Source organism: Chryseobacterium sp. Tr-659 (assembly GCF_011752975.1).
In the GTDB taxonomy this organism is placed as follows: domain Bacteria; phylum Bacteroidota; class Bacteroidia; order Flavobacteriales; family Weeksellaceae; genus Chryseobacterium.
On record NZ_VWWP01000011.1, the window covers coordinates 37,942 to 57,395 of the forward strand.

Here is a 19,454-nt window from a genome sequence, read left to right on the forward strand (position 1 = left end):
AAAATTAAAAGATTGAAGGATTCAAATTTTGAGAACGTCATTGATCCGACAAAACTTTATTATTATATGAAGGTAAAAGAAATCAGATAGCTATTCTTAATGAAGAGTGACTGTTTCTTTCTGTTGAATAAAGTCTTTCACGTGTTCAAAATTCTGCCAAAGCAATTCTTCAAAGTCCCAATGATGAAAAGTTCTCATACTCTGTCCTTTTCTGTAAGCTTTGATATAAATTTTCACATATTCAGGTAGAATAATTGTTCCTAACACGATAGCTGCTAAAAGATGGGCATTGAGTTTTCCATTTCCCAGAAGAAGGTATTGCATGGCGATTTCATCTTCGAAATGGGTTCCACAGCCGGTAATCAGATGGTGAACATCGTGGTTTTCCATTTTGGGAATCATTGAAAATCCATGTTTTTTATAAAATTCTCCAAGTGTTCTTCCGAGAGAATCTTCCTCGAACTCCAACAACTGTTTTTCGTTGAACTGCCATTGTCTTTTTTTCTTTTTAAAGTATTTTCTATACAATTTTTGAGTTTTATCGTACACAAAAAGCAGAAACTGAACACGTATTTTTTTCATAATGTATTGTTTTAAAAAATTAAATTATATCCTATTATAGTGTAGAGTATAGCAATTGGGATATTTATGCAAAGGATGCCAATTGCTTTTAAACAAACAATGAATTTAGACCGATGAATAATACCATACACCAGGAATCCTAGCGCGAACAATAAGTTTAACGGCGCTGCTAAAACCAATAACAGATATCCTCCCACTACGAAATCATCCTGCCGTGTCATTAACCCTCCCAGAAGGAAGATAGTTCCCATTGAAAAGCATACCCAGAAAATAGATCTACTTAAGTTTAAAATGTTTTGATCTTCCATTATTTATAATTTTATTTCAATAATATCTTTTTACACAACAAAGAACTTTGAATTACAAAGTAAATTTTTAAAAAAATATAAGACTATCGTCCCAGCAGTTTTTCCAGAGCATCCAAATGCTCGTTAAATGCTTGTCTTCCACTCTGTGTTACACGATAAGAAGTTTTGGGTTTCTTACCTACAAATTCTTTCTTTACTTCTATATATCCAGCCTTTTCAAGCGCGTTACTATGGCTGGCCAGATTCCCGTCTGTAATCTCAAGCAATGCTTTCATTTCAGAAAAATCAACCCAGTCGTTCACCATAAGAACGGACATAATGCCCAATCTTACACGGCTTTCAAATTCTTTATTGAGTTGATTTATTTTGATCATAATATTTGAGATGTAACAGAGATCAGCAGACAGATTCAGAGCGCTGCTGCTAAAAGTTTGCAAAGTTAGGTTTTATTTATATTTTTTGTGCATAATTAATCCATAGACCACATGCAAAATTCCAAATCCGATTGCCCAGAACAACAGTCCCCAGCCTAAAATAAATAAAGAGATAAGTCCTAAAATAATTTCAAGATACCCCAGATACTTCACATCGGTTAATGTATATCGTTCAGCAGCCACTAAGGCTAAGCCATAAAAAATCAATGTAGCAGGAGCTATGAAAACGAAAAGATGGTGATAAAGAAGCGCAAGGCAAAAAAAACCTCCGGCTACTAAAGGCACGGCAAAAGTAATTAAAAGACGCTTCGTTGTGCCATCCCAGATTTTCAAGCCTTTCTTTTTGCTTTTGCTGGCAGTAAAAATATATCCGCTAAGCACTGCAACCACCAAAATGACAATTCCAATCCCAACAAGTTCTTTCACCAAAGCCGGATTAAAAATATTTCTGTTACCATCAAAATAATTGATTCCTTCCCTTTGAAAAACAAAATACACATATATTGCTCCGATAATTGCTGTTAAACCGGCAACTACTCCAGACAGACCACTTAAAGAAATAAATCTGGAAGATCGCTCCATCATGGAACGGATATGAGATAAGTCTTCGTGATAGTTTTTTGAATCCATAAAAAAGAACTTTGAATTACAAAGTTATAATTAATTTTTAATCTTCCAATTATTTATTTCAAATTTTGAAAATAATATTTATTACTAATTTCAATATACATACAAAAAAGAGGACCCTGCTAAAAGCAGAGTCCTCCGTGAAATATTAAAATTTGTACGTGTTACAATGGATTTTGGACAATCAATGGATTGGCGTTGATTTCAGTTCTTGGAATCAGGAATTCCCAACGCAAGTCTGTATTGGCAACTGTCATTACGTTATTAGTAACCACAGAAGAATGATTAGCTCCCGTTCTGTCTAAACCTTGGTTAAGTCTTTTCAGATCCAGGAATCTGAAACCTTCTCCCCAAAATTCCAGCCTTCTGCTGTTAAGAATTTCAGTAATATATGCAGCTCCGGTAGTGGCAGCACCTGCATAAGAAGGGTTTCTATTTTTCGCAAACACATTAAAAACAGCTTTAGAACCGGGTTCATCTCCTGATCTCGCCAAAGCCTCTGCTTCTATAAGATACATTTCTGCAGATCTCATATAAGGTACATCAACTCTGCTGTCCGCCTGGCTTGCAGCAAGAAACTTCTGACTTGTATATGGAAATTTAGAATATGTTAAAGGTAAAGCAAGAGCTGTGTGTGCTCCTGTAGGATCAAAATTCTTTGTTCTTATATCGGTAGAAGGAAATGATAAGAATAATTTATTGTTAATTGCTTTTGGAGCCTGGCGAATATTAGTTGAATTGAAGTTTCTCGACATATAGGCACCAAAGTTCGAAAATGTATCTCCCTGATCTGCTATAATTGTAGCACCCCACATCCACTCACCGTTTCCTGCAAGGTTATTAAAGCCAGCTGTGTAAGCTGTATTATCCATCAAAGCAAATCCTGCACGAGCTGATTGAGCCGCTGTAACTGCCGCTGCATAATTACCTTTCGTTAATGCAATCCTGGCTCTCAATCCTAAAATTACTTTGTCATTGAAATGAGATTTTGTAGCTCTGCTAACCCCCGCCAGCCTGGTGGCTGCTTCATCAAGATCTTTACCTATCTGCGTATACACTTCTTCTACGGTATTTCTTGCCAAAGGAATTTCATTGGCTACCAATCTGATTGGAACTCCAAGTTGTGTATTATTTGCACCCGGCACATATCTTTTACCATAAATCTGAACCAGCATATAGTAACAGAAAGCTCTGAATGCATATGCTTCGCCAATGGCTGCTTTAACAGTGGCTATATCCGCTGCGTTGGAGGTAGGAACTGAAGGGCCATTAGCTATCACCAGATTGGCGTTTCTGATCAAAGCATAATAAAACTGATAGGGATAAAAATCATTAGCTCCACTTTCATTTACCTGATCCTGCCATCTCACTGTTGAAATATACCAGCCATTTCCCGTAGATGGAAACACCAGATCTTCTCCCAGGGCATCCATCATAATCATAACTCCACCCTGACCGTTCTGCCCCTGATTGTCATTTTGCCTGTAATACATATCTCTATGCATACCGTTAATAATTGCCATCAGATTGGATGCACTTGAATATGCCGCTTCTTCGGAAGCCGCAGTGGTAGGGTCCGTTTCAAGATAATCACTCTGACACGAAACCATTCCTGTGAATACTGAAAGGACCAGAGCCCATTTTATATATTGTTTTTTGATATTTTTCATAATTTTTTATTTAAAAAGACACATTAAATCCTATTGTTACCACTCTCGCCGGAGTATATCTGTTTGATGCGGTACCATTGAATGCTTGAGCCGGCTCCAATCCTTTTCTTGCTGTTTTGCTCCACAAGTTTTCACCGGAAACAATGATTCTTAACCCTGATACACCAAGCTGGGATAAAGTTTCAGGATTTAAACTATAGCTTAGCGTTGCCTGTCTAAAAGTAATAAAATCTGAACTTACTAACCATCTTGATGAAGCGGCATTTGAACTTGTATACGTTGTAGAGTTGAGTGCCGGTACATCTGTGATTTGCCCCGGAGTTGTCCATCTGTCCAGAATATCTGTACTTAAAGCTCCTCCTTGAGAATAACTGGACATTAATGCTGCATAATTGGAATCATATGTTTTCCCTCCTAACTGATAGGTAAACATTGCTGATAATGACCATTGCTTATATGTAATTGATGTTCCGAAACTTCCAAATAGATCAGGAATAGCTGTCCCTGAATAATCATATTTCGCTTTATTAAAGTTGGTGGTCACCTGGGTACCATTTACCGTTCTTATATCTGTAGCTGTTGTATTGGCATATGCATCAGCAACAAGAAATAAAGGAGAACCATCGGCAGGATCCACTCCATACCATTGTCTTAACCAATAATCATATATTGAATGCCCTACAGAAATTTTCTTAGTCCCATTAATAATTTCCGTTATACCATCGGAAAGTTGTGTTATTTGATTTTTAAGTGTTGATGCATTCGCATTGATACTCCAGGTGAAGTTTTGAGTTTTAACAACATCTGCATTCACGCTGAATTCAAATCCGCGGTTATACATAGTCCCTACATTTCTGCTGATTGTATTATCCGGAACTCCTGAAGAAACAGGAAGTGGAACCGGGAAGATCAGATCTTCAGTAACTCTGTTATAGTATTCTACGGAACCTGTAATTCTATTATTCAAAAAGCCGAAATCAACCCCTACATCGGTTTGTTTGTTAGCCTCCCAGGTAATCTTAGGATCTGCCAGAAAGCCAAATAAGATTCCCGGTTCCTGGGCATTATTATATCCCAGGGTATAGGTACTCTTGTACATATAATAACTATTGGTTCCATCGTTTCCAACTTCACCATAAGAACCTCTCAATTTTAATTCACTGATCAGATTAGAGTTACTTAAAAACTCCTCCCCTTTCAATCTCCATCCTAAACCAAGAGACCAGAATGAATCCCATCTTACATCTTTAGCGAATCTGGATGAGCCATCCCAACGGATAGACCCTGAAAGCAAGTATTTTGATTTATAGTCATAATTCAATCGTGAAAACACTCCTTCTTTTCTATAGTTATCCGTACGTGAAGTAAGAGATGCAGGAGTCACAAAGTTTACCAGTTCATCATTATCATCTACGATCTGGCCTTTTTTATATCCATACAGATATTCGTAAGTATATTTATAGTTTTCATGTCCTAAAAGGAATTCAAAATTATGATCTCCAAATTTTCTTTTATAGTTCAGGAGCTGGTTCCAGGTAAAGGTCTGCTCTGTAAAGCTATATTTCTCTGCAGAACCTCCTGGAGCTGCATCTCCAATAATTTTATTTCCATAGGTACTTCTTCTGTTATTTCTGATATCATATCCTGCATTGGTGGATAAAGTAAGATAAGGATCTACTTTAATTTCAGCATAAGCTCTGGATATAATATAATAATTTTTAGAAAGATCTTTATTTAAAAGTGTTTCCTGAATTACATTCCTTCCTGCAGCAGCATCAGCACCTCTGTTACTTCCTGCATCATACACTATATTTCCTTCATTATCATAAAGAGTAGCAAATGTATTAGGATCATGAGCATACGGGCTATAAATTGGGCCCATTGTTCTTGTCCATCTGTATGGGTTAATATATGCGGAATTGTTATCAGCTCCATCTACAGAATTATTTCCATTAGAAGATACCCCACTGATACTTGTTCCTAACTTCAACCAGCTTTTAACTTGTGAATCTACTTTTAACCTGGCTGTAAATCTTTCAAAATCTGACTTAATAAGATATCCGGTCTCGTTGGTATATCCTACTGAAGAAAAATAAGTTGTTGTATTGCTTCCTCCGCTGTAATTCAATTCATAATTCTGTCTGAAACCTGTACTCATTAAGGGTTTTTGCCAATCTAAATCTGTATACTTCAGTTTGGCATCCGGATTCAAAATTCCATTTACCACTAATTGATCATTGGGAACGTTAAAAACGTTGGTTTTCAAAACTCCTGAAATCAATTGTGCGGTTGCATAAGCATTGGCATCTGCTACTGATGTACCGGGCACTGAAGTTATTCTACCATTTCTGATAGCTTCCCATATTAGAGGGTAATACTGATAGACATTCACTCTGTCGTACTCAGGAATTGATCTTCCCACCGCACCGGTGCTCATGCTAAAGTTAAAGGCATCTTTTCCTCCTTTTTTCCCGGATTTAGTGGTGATTAAAACAACACCATTAGCTGCCGCAGAGCCATACAAAGATGTTGAAGCAGCGTCTTTCAGGATATTGAATGATGCAATATCATTGGGATTAATAGCAGCAAGAGATCCGGTATATATGGTTCCATCTACAACATATAAGGGAGATGTTGAAATTCCATAGGAACCTATTCCACGAATTTGAATACTGGGAGAACTTCCAGGCTGGCCAGTTCCTGTACTCACCTTCACACCGGCACTGGCTCCATCCAATGCTTGTCCGATACTTGTTATGGGACGATCAGCAAATTGTTTTGATTTAACTTCGGTATTGGAACCTACCATGGTTTCCCTTTTTTGACTTCCATAAGCTACTACTACGATTTCATCAATCTTAGTATCCTGAGGGATTGTGTCACGTTTTGTCTTTTGAGCTTCCACCAGATGTCCTCCTACAAAGAACAGCACAGCAGTACTCAATATTAATTTCATTTTCATATTTAACATATTTTAACAGTAGTGAAGCAAATATATGTAATAAAAATTGTTAATAATACAACAAAAATGAACATTTAATTAATTTAATTAAATTGATTAATATTTTTAACTAAAAATAATTAATTAATTAAAAATATAAGTTAAAATTGAGTTAAATTAGTTTTTAAAATATTAAACAAACATTTAAAATACGTTAAATCATTATATATAAAATGTTAAAAACAATAATTAATTAACAAATTAACACTTGTTAGGTAAAATAAAACGCAAATAATCAAAAAATAATAAGATAAAAAAAAGGGCTTAATTTAAAATATATTGAGAATCATTTAAATTCAATTTAAAAAAAATAAAAAGGCATAAAAAAGCCGGGGAAACAAAATGTTTTCCCGGCTTATATACAGATTAAAATCAGTTGTTGCTTAAACTTATTTTACTCTCAATCTTTCTTTAATAGCTTCTATATTCTTCTTGGCAGAATCTTCAAGAATAAGACTTGCACTCATATGAATTCTTGCGGGCATCAAATCATTGAAATGATCCGTACCTTCCCATGAAACCTTTTTAATTAAAGCCAATGCATCACTACTTCTGGATGCCAGTGTTTGTAAAAATTTTTCAAGCTGGTTATCCATTTCCTGAATATTTTCTGAAACGGAATGATAAATATTATGCTGTTCCGCCCATTCGGCAGATCTGAAATCTGCATCAATAGCCATTGCGGAAAACTGTGATTTTCCAATTTTTCTTTCTACATAAGGACCGATTACAAAAGGGCCAATCCCTAAGTTAATTTCTGTAAGAGCTAATGCAGAATCTTTTGTAGCAAAACAGTAATCAGCACCACAGGCAATTCCTACACCTCCACCGGTAGTTTTTCCCTGAACTCTCACCACTACAATTTTTCCACAGTTTCTCATGGCATTCAGTACTTTTGCAAAACCACCGAAGAACTGAGTGGATGCCTCCAGTTCTTCAATTGCTAAAAGTTCGTCAAAACTAGCTCCTGCACAAAATGCTTTTTCTCCTTCACTTTTTATTAAGATCGCTTTCACTTCATCTTTTGCTCCTTCTTCAAGGATTGCTACAGCAAGTTTTTCTAAGATTGCTCCGGGTAAAGAGTTGCTTTTTGGAGTTCCGAAAGTAATTTCGGCAATATTATTTTTAATTTCTGATGCTACAAATTCGCTCATTTTTAGTTTTATTGAATTCTTACAAAAATACGAAATACCACTCTTTTAGAGAAACTTAAAGAGGATAATTTCTATTTAAAATATTCTCTATTACAGCAGTTGTTACGTAGAAATACGGAGTACTCAATTTAGTATTTTCTACTCTAGTTCTCATTTTTTATAAATCGTTCCTTTGACCTAAACAAATAACAACAAAGGCGGAATCTGAAAAGCCATAGAAAAGAGTAAGAACATTTAAACCTAAAAATTATTACCATGGAAGAATACATTGGAATCGTTAAATTATTTGCAGGAAATTTTGCACCAAGAGGCTGGATGTTTTGTGACGGAAGCTTATTAAGCATTTCTAGAAATTCTGCTTTATTCTCTATTTTAGGAACCACGTACGGCGGGGACGGGATCACAACATTCGCTTTACCTAACTTAAAAGGACGTATCGCATTAGGATCCGGAACTGTAAGCACTAACGAAAATTACCCTTTAGGAATATCTGCCGGTACTACTCAAAATACAATTCTGGCATCAAACCTTCCAAGCATAGGAGCAGGGTTTCAGTTTAAAGTTAAAAACCAAAATGCTAACGTTGCAGCACCTACTGCGGCATCTTCTATTGCGATTTCAGGGATTCCTAACGGAAGAAATTTTGATCCTGTGCCAAGCTTTTCAGATACGGATCCGGATACGGCTATTAACTCTAAATCTATTGCATTTGTAGGACAGAATATTCCGATGAACAATATGCCACCATTTCTTGGCTTAAACTATATTATCTGTATAGAAGGTATATATCCTTCACGAGGATAATATCATCACATAATAACCTAATATTTAAAACATCAATTATGAAAAGCACTACTTTTTTAACCATTTGTAGTCTGCTCATTTCAATTTTTTCATTTGGGCAGACCAGTACAGAAACTTTTGAAACTGAATCCGCAGGAAGTACCAATTTTACAGATAACGGAGTAACGTTCAATATCAATTCGCAGGTATCTACTTTTACAATCGTAAACTTTCCAGGAACAGGCTGGAATGGTACTGCTAATGACAACAGATATATTGACAACACATCTAATGTATCTCCTGCAAGTGCATCTTTCAGTATTAAAACAACCTCTAACCTGTTTAAAGTAAACCGTTTCTGGGTATTTGCTGCTGACAAGTTCACAAACCTAAATGCAACCGGGACTCTTACAATAACGGGAAAATTGAGCGGAGTTACTAAATTCTCTCAGACAAAAACCACTGGTTTTGCCACAACACTTGGAAGCACAAACGGATATACTCTGATTGATCTTACCAACCTGAATGGTCAGAATTATACCAACATCGTTATTGATGAGCTACAGCTTACTTTAGGAGGAAACTATTATTATCTTGCAGTTGATGCCTTCACTTGGGTAAAAGACAGCAACTTGGTATTAGGAACCGCAGAAACAAAAAATATCAAAAATAACCTGAGCGTTTATCCTAATCCAACGAACGGACTTCTTTCCATCAAAACAGATAAGGCTTCAGAGGCTCAAATCTATAGTTCCGAAGGTAAAATGCTGAAAACAGTTCAAACTCAGAAAGGTAATAATGAAATTAATATTTCTGAATTCCCGAAAGGAGTTTACTACATCAAAACAGCTACTGAGTCAACCAAAGTTATTAAAAACTAATCCCAGGAAATTTACATATGTATTTGTTCCCCCTTAAAGATTCTAATTCATAAATGACAAATTCCCTGATCATACGATCAGGGAATTTTATTTTTTCAAGGCCAGAAGATATTTTTCAATATAAAGCTGCTTCTCTTTTAATTTGTATTGCTGAATATATCTTGGATGTTCCAGAATAGTCATTTTATCAAACAGTTTTGCATCTTTATTCAGTTTTAAAATAAAATCTGCGTTCTTTTTACCGAGAATAAAAACCTCTGATGTATCCAGATTAAGACTAATATGCTTTCTCAAAGATTCAATCATAAAGTCTTTGACTGAATTGAACAGTTCTTTATCATCATAATAGTTTGCATTCAACCATCCGTTTCTTGTTTTTCTTACGATAGCCAGCGGAAATGGAGAGTTGATATAGATATCTTTATAGAAAAGATCTGCTCCGCCATACTCTTCAATCATGTCATATACAAAAACAGAAGAAACTTCATGGGTACGGGCAGATTCCATTTTTATTCCACAAACGCTTTCCAGTCTTTTGGTATCGGTAAACGGGACTCCTGTAACACCGGCTCCATGGCGGCTTGGATTGATTCCGATAATAAATTTTCTTTTATCAGAATCCTCATAGTATTTATGATAAAATTTTTGCATAACCGTTAATGTTTCCGGATTATCCAGATACGGATTCAGGACTTCAAAGCCTTCAGGAAGATTTCCTGCATAGCTAAGGTTTTTATTGAATTCAATAACAAGGTCTGCGAAAGTTTTATTCATGAAATCATTTTTATTTTAGGGTGTTAAAGATCTTCATCCTCCTCTTCGGACAGCATCAGTTCGATATCAATAAAGTGAATATAAAGACCACATATTTTTTCTTGTGCATCATAAGCGAAGTAAACCGGATAGAGGCCATCCCCGAATCCACTCGCAAACATTGGAATCTTATAGTCTGTACCAGGCACCGTCCAATTGATCCAATCTCCCAAATCTCGTTGATTCTGTGGATTTTCGTTATAGCTTTTTGCAAATAATTCTGCAAAATAATCATCATAAATATTATCAACATTTAATTCTGAAATAAACTTATCCACATAAGGAACCACTTCCTGATCTGTAACACATCCTAATCCTGTATCTACTCCAAATCCGAAATACTCTCCTTCTTTAACTCCTTCAAGGTTTTCAATTCCAATCAATGCTTCACGGTAAAGCACAGGCCTTTCTTTTGTAAACTCGACTTTTACGGCAGCATACCGATCACCCCATTCTTCTGTTTTTACTACAGCAATTGAAACGGGAAAGTTTCCTTTCGGAACTTCTACAAAATAAGGTTTCTCTTCTGCGTTTAAATACGCCAACGGATCTCTCACAATTACTTTTCCGGAAGGCAGAGAAACATTTCCAATTTCCATCACTTCCATTTTCTGATCCATAATTTTATCTGAAATAAAATAAGCCTCAATATCTACAGGAGATATAAGAATATCCTTTATTTCTTCCCATTTTTTCATCCAGTTATTGTCCATTATTTTTTATTTTATGATTGAAATTTCAAGATAGGATTCATTTATTCATCTTCAAAATCTTCCTCTGCCTTTAAACCTTTGATAAAAGTTTCAAAATCCTTGGCTAGGAAAGTTTTTTTATAATCATATTCCTGATCTACATGCACCACTTCTGGTTCCCCATCTTTTCCACAGCTTGAATAATCCAAAAGAATCATATCATGCCCGGCGGAAGGACAATCTCCAACGTAAACACCATCATTGGGATATCCCCATTCTTCAATCATAAACTGGCTTCCTAATTCTCCACAAACCGAATAGGTCTTTTCTCTACCAATACCCATAATTCCGGTTATTGCAATATGATCATTTGACCATGAGGTACTTTCTGTTGTCGGGAAGCAATCTTTATCTACCAACCCGCCATTTTGAATTCTCATGAGTTCAATATAAGATTCAGGAAGCTTATATCCGAGCTCTTCTTCAACTGAAGCAATCATTTCATCATCCGGAAACTTTTCAATATAATCTCTTTGTGAATAACTGCTTTCATTCCAGAAATCTGTAAAGTCAAAGTCTTTGAAAAATTTTAATTCCATAGTATTTTATTTAATTAAAAAGAGAGATCTGGTTCCAATACCCTTATCAGGATTTAAAACCCTGACAAGGTATTAAGAGTTTTAAAGATAGCTTTTTTAGAAGAGAAAAAGGAACCGATTCATAATATTTACAGTTTTAAATTTTCGTTTTCTAATTCGCATTTGTTTTTTTATTAAATTCGTTTTCAATGAAATACAACTTTCACTCAACTAAAACTCTTAGCCCATGATTGGAATTATAATTGAGCTTATTATTTCATGGCTCCTTCTTAAGTTCAGTGTAAAAAAGGATCTTTCTGTTTTGGGATTGAAGCCCAGCCCAACAAGGCTGACTCAATGGAGTATTGGTTTTCTTTTAGCAGCAGCGGTCTGCAGTCTTTATCATTTCATGACAACAGCATTTATCAACAACAATTGGATCCTGAATAACCTGAATAATCAATTAAAATTTTACGCATCTTTAATGGCCTTATGGTGGGTTGTAAAATCTGTATTATTTGAGGAATTACTTTTCAGAGGTGCTTTACTTTATCTTGCTATTGAACAATGGGGAAACACTAAAGCCTGTCTGCTTTCTGCTGCCTGTTTCGGAATCTACCATTGGTTTTCTTATAATGCGTTCGCAAATCCATTCCAAATGGGAATTATTTTTGTAATGACCGCCATCTTTGGATGGATACTGGCATTATCTTTTGCCAAAACAAAATCGATGTATCTCCCTATAGGTCTTCATCTGGGCTGGAATTTATTCAATATTATTGTATTTTCGAACGGCCCATTAGGTAAGCTGGTCTTTATAAAAGCTAACGAAAGCCACCTCGAAGGGATTCCTTCACTGCTTGTCTTTGTGTTTCAGATATTAGCTCTGCCGCTCTTGGTGTATGGGTATTTTAAGGTTAAAAGGTGGTAATCTACTTACCTTTTATCCTTGTCAAGGTTTAAAACCTTGACAAGGATAAATGAGGATCATTAAAATTCATCAAAATCAATCACCTTTTGATGTGACAATACAAAATTTTCTCTGTCATCAAATAACTCAATTACCTCATCCCTTCTCAATAATGTTTTCGACTTACTCAGAATAGATTGGTAGGAGGAAAAATTATATTTTGTAAACTCAATAACAGAATGGTTTTTAGGATTTTGATGAATATAAATGATCCTATTAATTAAATATTCATCCGACGCAATCAATTTTCTCTTAAATGGAGATTCAATAAGAGCACCATGTCTTTTATTCTCTTTATTAAAAGCCTGGGAATAAGAATTGAAAATTCGGGAAAATTGTTTTGAGAAAACATTTTGAGGAGAGTGAAGACCTGTTTTTGTAGCCTTGCCAAGGTTTCCAACCTTGACAAGGCTGTTCAATTCAAGATCAGACTTTATCTTTACTAAAAGATGAAAATGATTAGACATGAGGCAATAGGCATATACATCGCAAACAGGAATAAGAAATTCCGAGACTTTATTGAGAAAGAACTCATAATTCCGCTCTGATCTAAAAATTGTTTCTCCGTTAATACCGCGATTATAAATATGATAAAAACAATCTGCTTCAATGGGAGTAGTTCTAATATCTGCCATTTAATTTTGTCTTTTTTAAGCTTTGAAAATATAATGAATTATACTTACCCTTGTCAAGGTTTAAAACCTTGACAAGGATAATCGTCCATTAAAAAATCCCTTTCATTGAATGAAAGGGATTTTAAATTTATATTTTCCTGAATTAAATCAATCCAAATTGCTGGAAGTGGTGGGTAAAATGCTTTCTATGCATCAGCTCCCACATTTCTTTATTCAGTTTTCCGAAAACATAGTTCATGTGCTCTGCTTGTGGATTTTCTTTGTAATAGATTACAAATTTCTTCAGATTATCCATGAATGACTGTTTTGCTGCTTCCAAATTTTTGTGTGTTGGTTCAGGAAGCGAGCCGTCCTGCGGAAGGAATGGAGCTGTAAATTCTTTTGGCATTGCTCTGTGGTTGTAAAGAGAATCCTGCCATTTTTCAAGATTTTCTTCCGGAGTGAAACATTTTTCTGCTTCCGGCTCTCCAAAACTCACTAAAACTGCCTGCTCAAGATGTTCTATCATCTGTTGTGGAGACATTTTCCCCCAAAGCGCAGGAGTACTTTCCGTTAATCCGTTCAATAATTTCTGAACATTTTTCACATTCAGGTCTATAAAAGGAGATTGTTTAGCAACCAATGTCAATATCGTTGCTACGCAAACTACCTCATCTCTTTGGTTTACTACTTCCACCAGCCATTTTACAACACCGGAAGGAATATTTCTTCCTTTTACACCTCTGTTGATTTTTTCTTTAGCAGTTAAATAAACAGTGATTGTATCTCCGGCATATACAGGTTTGAAGAAACTACATTCCTCTAATCCATAATTAGCAATAACAGGTCCTTTTTTACCTGAAACGAATAATCCTGCTGCTGCAGAAAGGATAAAATATCCATGAGCTACAGTTTTATCAAAGATTGTTCCTGACAAACTTGTTGCATCCGTATGTGCATAGAAGTGATCCCATGAAACATTTGAGAAGTTGACAATATCAGCATCAGTAACGGTTCTTCCAGCTGTTTCCAGAGAATCTCCCACTTCCACTTCCTCAAAATATTTTTGGAAAGGATGTTTGTCTGAAAATTTTTTCTCTGCTCCCTGCTGGTAAATTTTGGTAATTGCTTTCAACACATCCGGTGATCCCTGGATTGCTGTTTTCTGCAGAAAGAAATGAAGACCGCTTAGTCCGCCCATTTCCTCACCACCACCTGCTCTACCAGGACCGCCGTGCATTAATGTCGGAAGAGGTGAGCCGTGCCCTGTACTTTCCTTAGCATTATCTCTGTTCAGTACAAAGATTCTTCCATGCTGGGAAGCCATCTTCCAGGAAGTTTCTGCGATAAAGTTCTCATCATGGGAAATGATAGATCCCACAAGACTTCCTTTTCCTCTTTTTGCCAGCGCAGCTGCTTCTTCGGCATCTTTGTATGGCATCAATGTAGATACGGGGCCAAAGGCTTCTACATCATGAGAGATATTTTTTTCGAACGGCTTGTCATTCAGGAATAGTTTCGGACTCATAAATGCTCCGCTTTCATAGTTGGCATCTACCAATTCGTGTTTTCCATCATAGACAAGTTCTGTTTCTGATTTTAAAATGTTTATTTTTCTCAGGACTTCTTCATACTGCTGTCTTCCCACCAAAGATCCCATTCTGGTTTCTCTGCTCAACGGATTTCCGATTTTCGTCTGATCTAAAGCTTTAGACAAAGCATTCTGAACGTCACCGATTAGATGTTCAGGAACGATAATTCTTCTGATTGCCGTACATTTCTGTCCTGCTTTCGTGGTCATTTCGTTACGAACTTCTTTGATGAATAAGTCAAATTCAGGCGTTCCCGGTTTTGCTTCAAGCCCTAAGATAGAACAGTTCAATGAATCAGCTTCCATATTGAAACGAACAGCATTACCTGCAACAGAAGGAAGAGATTTTAATTTTCTACCTGTATGAGCAGAACCTGTAAATAAAACAGAGTCCCCGTCTTGTACATAATCTAAAATATTTCCTGGTTCTCCACATACTAACTGAACGGCACCTTCAGGCAATACTCCACTTTCAATCATATCCTGGAATACTGCATTGGTAAGATAAGACCCGAAAGGAGATGGTTTTACTATAGATGGTACTCCTGCCAATAATGATGTGGATAACTTTTCCAACATTCCCCAAACCGGAAAATTGTAAGCATTGATTTGTACAGAAACACCTTCACTTGGAGTAAGAATATGCGTTCCCAAATGAGTCCCGTTTGCAGAGATTTTCTGAGTATCTCCATCTACCCAAAACGGAGTGTTGGGCAGCATTCTTTTTGCCAATCCTGAATAGGTAAAGAAAGTTCCGAAACCTCCTTCAATATCCACCCATGAATCAACGTGTGTAGCTCCCGTTTTATATGATAATTCGTAATATTTTTTCTTTCTTTCCAACAGATAGAGTGCCACCTTTTTCAGCATCTCACCACGATCGTAGAAAGTCATTGAAGAAAGGTTCTTGTATCCTACTGTTCGTCCGTAATCAAGAGCCTGTTCAAAATTAAGCCCTTCTGTATCAGAAATTGCTACCTGCTCACCAGTAACGGCATTGTACAAAGGAACTCCACTTCCGGTACCTTCTACCCACTGTCCGTAGATGTAGTTTTTTAACTTTTCCATAAAATTTTAATTTATCAATGCAGCTGTGTAACAGTTTACCAATTATTATGGATTTATTGTTACATTTTCACATTGGCATATTGTTACATTTATCTTTTATTTCGGTTCCTGATATGGAAACATTTTCACTAATCCCTCATATAAACTTCTGTGAAGAATGGTTGCATGATTGTCTGTTTCCATCATTTTATATTCTAATGTCCAGTTTTTCTTACCTGCTTTTTTCAAAACATCGTAGAATGCTTCAGCATCTTTTATCATTACCGGATGCTCTCCTTTTCCTACAGAAACATAAACAAACTTTTTAGTATCCGGAGATTTTGAAAGCAGTGCTCCTGCCTGGTTGAGAAGACTTTCATCATCCCACCATAAACTTGGACTGATGATAAAATAGTTGTTGAACATTTCCGGTTTCTTCAAAAGTATTTCTGCTGCCAGAAGCCCTCCAAGAGATTGACCGAAAAGATATTTATCTGTGGTTTTAAACTGGCTTTCAACATAAGGCTTTAATTCTTTTTCAAGGAATGCAATAAATTTATCTGAATGTCCTGTTGTAGGATAGTCTTTCTGCAGGTCTTTTAAATCCGTATGAAAAGTAAAATCTCTTTTTCTGTCTACATTAGCAACTCCTACTACAATGGTCTCCGGCATGGAATACATCTGATTAAAGAATTGTACTAATCCCGTCACGTGAATAAAATCTTCATTCATACTTCCATCCAATAAATAGATCACCGGGTATGATTTTGTTTTATCATATCCTTGTGGAAGATAAATATTCAACGTTCTGTCTTCATTTAATGTTTTGGACTTGATGGTCCTCACTTCTCCGATGGTAAGCGGTTTTGTGGTAACGGTCTGTGCTGACACCACACTATTCATCGCCAACATCATGCTGCATACAAGTGCAATTTTTTTTATCATATTTAATTTTAATGGTCATTATTTGATATCATCCCAGATACTATAATCTACAATTTTGGTTGGGATCTGTTGAACATAGTCTGTAAAAGGTTCACAAGGCAGAATAGCTTCTTTTCCTTCTCTTGCCAGTTCCTGATATAGTTTGGTTCCTTCTGTTTTCCAATGAATCATTTCATCAGATACATCCCGGATAATTTTTGCAGGACTTCCTACCACCAGTTTTCTGGGCTCACATCTGAAATTAGCAGGAACAAAAGCCAACGCTCCGACAATACTTTCATCGCCGATATAAGCCTTGTCCATTACAACGGAATTCATCCCGATCAGACAATTTTTTCCGATGTGTCCTGAATGAATGATCGCACCATGCCCGATGTGTGCAGATTCTTCCAGTATGGTTTCTATATTCGGGAAAACATGAAGAGTACAGTTTTCCTGTACATTCGCTCCATCTTTAATAATAATTTTACCCCAATCACCGCGGATTACCGCATTGGGGCCAATATACACTTCTTCACCTATTTCTACATTCCCGATAATAACTGCCTGCGGATGAATGTAGGCAGATGGTTTTATAATGGGACGAATCCCGTGATATGAATAGATGTTCATAAAATTTTCGTTAAAAATTTAATATAATAATGCATCAATTTAACAGTTTACCAATGAGATTCTTCACTTCATTATATTTCGCTCAAAAACAAAATTATTACACTGATACACTGTTATATTATTACATTGAAAAAGTTATACTTTTTCGATTACCATTGCATATCCCTGCCCAACGCCGATACAAAGAGTGCACAATGCATATTTTTTATCCTGTTTTTGAAGTTCCATAGCTGCAGAACCTACAATTCGTGCTCCGGAAACTCCAAGCGGGTGGCCAATGGCAATAGCACCTCCGTTCGGATTTATTCTTGTGTCATCATCTTTTAATCCTAAACTTCTTGTCACCGCAAGTGCCTGTGCCGCGAATGCTTCGTTAAGTTCAATGATGTCCATATCTTCCAGAGAAAGGTTTAATCTTTTTAATAGTTTCTGAGTTGCTTCTACCGGTCCGATTCCCATAATTCTTGGTTCTACACCTGCTACAGATGATCCAAGTATTTTTGCTTTTGGCTTTAAACCATATTTTTTAACGGCTTCTTCACTTGCTAAAATCAAGGCAGCAGCTCCGTCATTCATTCCTGAAGCGTTACCAGCTGTAACCGTTCCTTCTTTTCTGAAGGCAGGACGAAGTTTTGCCAACCCTTCCATAGATGAAGCTGGCTTAATAAATTCATCTTTTTCAAAAACAACAGGTTCTCCTTTTCTCTGCGGAATTTCAACTTTTACAATTTCTTCCGCCAGCCTTCCGCTTTCCTGTGCTTTTGTAGCTTTCTGCTGAGACCAAAGGGCAAATTTATCCTGATCTTCTCTGCTGATCTCGTGGATATCTGCTAGGTTTTCTGCTGTTTCTCCCATTCCGTCAACTCCATATAATTCTTTCATTTTAGGGTTAATGAAACGCCATCCGAAAGTAGTATCAAACATCTGGCTGTCTCTTCCGAAAGCTGCACTTGGCTTTGACATCACGTAAGGAGAGCGTGTCATGTGTTCTACTCCTCCAGCAATATAAATTTCTCCTTCTCCTGCAGCAATGGAACGGAATGCATTGGCTACGGCAGACATTCCCGAAGCACACAGCCTGTTAACGGTCTCTCCACCGATTTTATAAGGAAGGCCAGCTAATAAAAGTCCCATTCTTGCAACGTTTCTGTTATCTTCTCCCGCCTGATTAGCACATCCGAAAATAACATCTTCAATTTCCTCAACGGGAACTTCAGGATTTCTTGCTACCACTTCTTTGATAACAATAGCAGCCAGATCATCGGCTCTTACTTCTGATAATCCTCCCTGCAGTTTTGAGATGGGAGTTCTGACATAGTCTATGATGTATACGTTGTTCATCTTTTTCAATTTAACAATGCAGCAATCTAGCAGTATAACAATGAAAATCTTCGGTTAGAATTCGTTCACTGTTATATTTTTAAATACGACATTCTATATTATTTGTTTTTATTTCTTAGTTCTAAAGCCTGCTTTAAGGTGTAAGGTTCGTATTTGAAGTCTTTTCCAAACATTCTTTTGGCATTTTCTTCAATGGTAGAATCAAACCCTGCTTCTTTTCTTAGTTTGTTAACATTCTCAGGATCTTTAACAGGCCATACAAAAGTGACAAAGATCTGTTTTCCGTCTTTATCTTTTGTCATTTCACCTTTTCCCTGCGTTCCATAGATCTGCTCTTTGTCTTCATACATCAGATAGCGGTCTTCCATCATGGCAACCCACGTAAACGGAATTTCTTTCTTTTTTCCAGCTTCTTTAATCAAGGGCAGATATTTTCCAATATTTTTTGAATGCTGAATCACATACCACGCTGCTTGATTCGTTGGTTCTCCTACAAGGGTTTTACCCGGATAGCCATATTGAGAAATAATACGTTCAATCTTCTGCATATTCAGACTGTCATGTTCAGCAACTAATTTCCAGTTTTTTGTTTTGAACTCTTCTTTATCAATATTCAGCTCTTTCAATAACTGATCTTTTTTTTCCTGAGTCGTTTCAGTGTCAAAAAGCATTCTGTACCCCTGATCCACCTTCATGATCTCATCAAGTTCTTTTTTCAAAGCTTCATTCACTTTCTGTTGAGCATTCATCAGAAAAGCTGAAATCCCAAAAAGCAGTAACAATATTTTTCTCATGTTGTTTAATCTATGGT

The 19,454-nt window shown here is 36.4% G+C and carries 19 protein-coding genes; 3 read left to right on the top strand and 16 right to left on the bottom strand.

What is annotated here, in order from left to right; translation table 11 throughout:
* Positions 1 to 96: 96 nt before the first annotated feature.
* The 7 genes from F3J23_RS19455 to F3J23_RS19485 all read right to left on the bottom strand — a co-directional run bounded on the left by F3J23_RS19455 (position 97) and on the right by F3J23_RS19485 (position 7,776).
* The gene (locus F3J23_RS19455; RefSeq protein ID WP_167032860.1) at positions 97 to 582 is read right to left on the bottom strand and encodes a Coq4 family protein; all 486 of its coding nucleotides are present in this window, start codon (positions 580 to 582) and stop codon (positions 97 to 99) included.
* Between the two features lie 11 nt (positions 583 to 593).
* A complete protein-coding gene (locus F3J23_RS19460; protein WP_167032861.1) occupies positions 594 to 890 on the bottom strand; it encodes a hypothetical protein in 297 nt (98 codons plus the stop codon).
* A gap of 83 nt (positions 891 to 973) precedes the next feature.
* Positions 974 to 1,264, bottom strand: coding sequence for a winged helix-turn-helix domain-containing protein (locus tag F3J23_RS19465; RefSeq protein WP_167032862.1), 291 nt, complete (start codon positions 1,262 to 1,264; stop codon positions 974 to 976).
* A 72-nt stretch (positions 1,265 to 1,336) separates the two neighbouring features.
* Positions 1,337 to 1,954, bottom strand: a complete 618-nt coding sequence (locus F3J23_RS19470; protein WP_167032864.1) for a hypothetical protein — start codon at positions 1,952 to 1,954, stop codon at positions 1,337 to 1,339.
* Positions 1,955 to 2,115: 161 nt separating this feature from the next.
* On the bottom strand, positions 2,116 to 3,621 hold the full coding sequence (locus tag F3J23_RS19475) for a RagB/SusD family nutrient uptake outer membrane protein (RefSeq protein ID WP_167032866.1): 1,506 nt from the start codon (positions 3,619 to 3,621) through the stop codon (positions 2,116 to 2,118).
* Positions 3,622 to 3,631: 10 nt separating this feature from the next.
* Positions 3,632 to 6,583, bottom strand: coding sequence for a SusC/RagA family TonB-linked outer membrane protein (locus F3J23_RS19480; RefSeq protein WP_228455386.1), 2,952 nt, complete (start codon positions 6,581 to 6,583; stop codon positions 3,632 to 3,634).
* 428 nt (positions 6,584 to 7,011) lie between these two features.
* Positions 7,012 to 7,776, bottom strand: a complete 765-nt coding sequence (locus F3J23_RS19485; RefSeq protein WP_167032870.1) for an enoyl-CoA hydratase/isomerase family protein — start codon at positions 7,774 to 7,776, stop codon at positions 7,012 to 7,014.
* Positions 7,777 to 8,031: 255 nt separating this feature from the next.
* Between F3J23_RS19485 and F3J23_RS19490 the strand changes: the two genes are divergently transcribed.
* Positions 8,032 to 8,580: a phage tail protein gene (locus F3J23_RS19490; protein WP_167032872.1), complete on the top strand. Its 549-nt coding sequence runs from the start codon at positions 8,032 to 8,034 to the stop codon at positions 8,578 to 8,580.
* 38 nt (positions 8,581 to 8,618) lie between these two features.
* On the top strand, positions 8,619 to 9,440 hold the full coding sequence (locus F3J23_RS19495; protein WP_167032874.1) for a T9SS type A sorting domain-containing protein: 822 nt from the start codon (positions 8,619 to 8,621) through the stop codon (positions 9,438 to 9,440).
* 87 nt (positions 9,441 to 9,527) lie between these two features.
* Here the strand turns inward: F3J23_RS19495 and F3J23_RS19500 are convergent, their stop codons facing one another.
* From F3J23_RS19500 to F3J23_RS19510, 3 genes are read right to left on the bottom strand one after another with little or no spacing between them, the layout of a single operon-like run.
* Positions 9,528 to 10,214, bottom strand: a complete 687-nt coding sequence (locus F3J23_RS19500; protein WP_167032876.1) for an SMUG2 DNA glycosylase family protein — start codon at positions 10,212 to 10,214, stop codon at positions 9,528 to 9,530.
* 23 nt (positions 10,215 to 10,237) lie between these two features.
* Positions 10,238 to 10,966: a DUF4241 domain-containing protein gene (locus F3J23_RS19505; RefSeq protein WP_167032878.1), complete on the bottom strand. Its 729-nt coding sequence runs from the start codon at positions 10,964 to 10,966 to the stop codon at positions 10,238 to 10,240.
* A 41-nt stretch (positions 10,967 to 11,007) separates the two neighbouring features.
* Positions 11,008 to 11,544 carry an SMI1/KNR4 family protein gene (locus tag F3J23_RS19510; RefSeq protein WP_167032880.1) on the bottom strand — a complete coding sequence of 179 codons (537 nt, stop codon included), beginning with the start codon at positions 11,542 to 11,544 and terminating at the stop codon, positions 11,008 to 11,010.
* A gap of 226 nt (positions 11,545 to 11,770) precedes the next feature.
* Between F3J23_RS19510 and F3J23_RS19515 the strand changes: the two genes are divergently transcribed.
* Complete coding sequence (locus F3J23_RS19515; RefSeq protein ID WP_167032882.1) at positions 11,771 to 12,454, top strand: CPBP family intramembrane glutamic endopeptidase; 684 nt, start codon at positions 11,771 to 11,773, stop codon at positions 12,452 to 12,454.
* Positions 12,455 to 12,513: 59 nt separating this feature from the next.
* Here F3J23_RS19515 and F3J23_RS19520 read toward each other — a convergent pair whose 3' ends face one another.
* From F3J23_RS19520 to F3J23_RS19545, 6 genes are all read right to left on the bottom strand, one after another.
* Complete coding sequence (locus F3J23_RS19520) at positions 12,514 to 13,128, bottom strand: transposase (RefSeq protein ID WP_167032884.1); 615 nt, start codon at positions 13,126 to 13,128, stop codon at positions 12,514 to 12,516.
* Between the two features lie 142 nt (positions 13,129 to 13,270).
* A complete protein-coding gene (gene paaZ, locus F3J23_RS19525; RefSeq protein ID WP_167032886.1) occupies positions 13,271 to 15,766 on the bottom strand; it encodes a phenylacetic acid degradation bifunctional protein PaaZ in 2,496 nt (831 codons plus the stop codon).
* A 96-nt stretch (positions 15,767 to 15,862) separates the two neighbouring features.
* Complete coding sequence (locus tag F3J23_RS19530) at positions 15,863 to 16,690, bottom strand: alpha/beta hydrolase (protein ID WP_167032888.1); 828 nt, start codon at positions 16,688 to 16,690, stop codon at positions 15,863 to 15,865.
* Positions 16,691 to 16,708: 18 nt separating this feature from the next.
* The gene (locus F3J23_RS19535; protein ID WP_167032890.1) at positions 16,709 to 17,302 is read right to left on the bottom strand and encodes a transferase hexapeptide repeat family protein; all 594 of its coding nucleotides are present in this window, start codon (positions 17,300 to 17,302) and stop codon (positions 16,709 to 16,711) included.
* Positions 17,303 to 17,437: 135 nt separating this feature from the next.
* Positions 17,438 to 18,643: a 3-oxoadipyl-CoA thiolase gene (gene pcaF, locus F3J23_RS19540; RefSeq protein ID WP_167032892.1), complete on the bottom strand. Its 1,206-nt coding sequence runs from the start codon at positions 18,641 to 18,643 to the stop codon at positions 17,438 to 17,440.
* A gap of 98 nt (positions 18,644 to 18,741) precedes the next feature.
* A complete protein-coding gene (locus F3J23_RS19545; protein WP_167032894.1) occupies positions 18,742 to 19,437 on the bottom strand; it encodes a DUF6624 domain-containing protein in 696 nt (231 codons plus the stop codon).
* Between the last annotated feature and the right edge of the window lie 17 nt (positions 19,438 to 19,454).

Excerpts from the sequence above, each read along its gene's own strand:
- F3J23_RS19510 (WP_167032880.1), bottom strand. The coding sequence starts at position 11,544 with ATGGAATTAAAATTTTTCAAAGACTTTGACTTTACAGATTTCTGGAAT.
- F3J23_RS19500 (WP_167032876.1), bottom strand. The coding sequence starts at position 10,214 with ATGAATAAAACTTTCGCAGACCTTGTTATTGAATTCAATAAAAACCTT.
- F3J23_RS19475 (WP_167032866.1), bottom strand. The coding sequence starts at position 3,621 with ATGAAAAATATCAAAAAACAATATATAAAATGGGCTCTGGTCCTTTCA.
- F3J23_RS19470 (WP_167032864.1), bottom strand. The coding sequence starts at position 1,954 with ATGGATTCAAAAAACTATCACGAAGACTTATCTCATATCCGTTCCATG.
- F3J23_RS19495 (WP_167032874.1), top strand. The coding sequence starts at position 8,619 with ATGAAAAGCACTACTTTTTTAACCATTTGTAGTCTGCTCATTTCAATT.
- F3J23_RS19545 (WP_167032894.1), bottom strand. The coding sequence starts at position 19,437 with ATGAGAAAAATATTGTTACTGCTTTTTGGGATTTCAGCTTTTCTGATG.
- F3J23_RS19480 (WP_228455386.1), bottom strand. The coding sequence starts at position 6,583 with ATGAAAATGAAATTAATATTGAGTACTGCTGTGCTGTTCTTTGTAGGA.
- F3J23_RS19455 (WP_167032860.1), bottom strand. The coding sequence starts at position 582 with ATGAAAAAAATACGTGTTCAGTTTCTGCTTTTTGTGTACGATAAAACT.
- F3J23_RS19515 (WP_167032882.1), top strand. The coding sequence starts at position 11,771 with ATGATTGGAATTATAATTGAGCTTATTATTTCATGGCTCCTTCTTAAG.
- F3J23_RS19460 (WP_167032861.1), bottom strand. The coding sequence starts at position 890 with ATGGAAGATCAAAACATTTTAAACTTAAGTAGATCTATTTTCTGGGTA.
- paaZ (WP_167032886.1), bottom strand. The coding sequence starts at position 15,766 with ATGGAAAAGTTAAAAAACTACATCTACGGACAGTGGGTAGAAGGTACC.
- F3J23_RS19465 (WP_167032862.1), bottom strand. The coding sequence starts at position 1,264 with ATGATCAAAATAAATCAACTCAATAAAGAATTTGAAAGCCGTGTAAGA.
- F3J23_RS19530 (WP_167032888.1), bottom strand. The coding sequence starts at position 16,690 with ATGATAAAAAAAATTGCACTTGTATGCAGCATGATGTTGGCGATGAAT.
- F3J23_RS19535 (WP_167032890.1), bottom strand. The coding sequence starts at position 17,302 with ATGAACATCTATTCATATCACGGGATTCGTCCCATTATAAAACCATCT.
- pcaF (WP_167032892.1), bottom strand. The coding sequence starts at position 18,643 with ATGAACAACGTATACATCATAGACTATGTCAGAACTCCCATCTCAAAA.
- F3J23_RS19490 (WP_167032872.1), top strand. The coding sequence starts at position 8,032 with ATGGAAGAATACATTGGAATCGTTAAATTATTTGCAGGAAATTTTGCA.
- F3J23_RS19505 (WP_167032878.1), bottom strand. The coding sequence starts at position 10,966 with ATGGACAATAACTGGATGAAAAAATGGGAAGAAATAAAGGATATTCTT.
- F3J23_RS19485 (WP_167032870.1), bottom strand. The coding sequence starts at position 7,776 with ATGAGCGAATTTGTAGCATCAGAAATTAAAAATAATATTGCCGAAATT.
- F3J23_RS19520 (WP_167032884.1), bottom strand. The coding sequence starts at position 13,128 with ATGGCAGATATTAGAACTACTCCCATTGAAGCAGATTGTTTTTATCAT.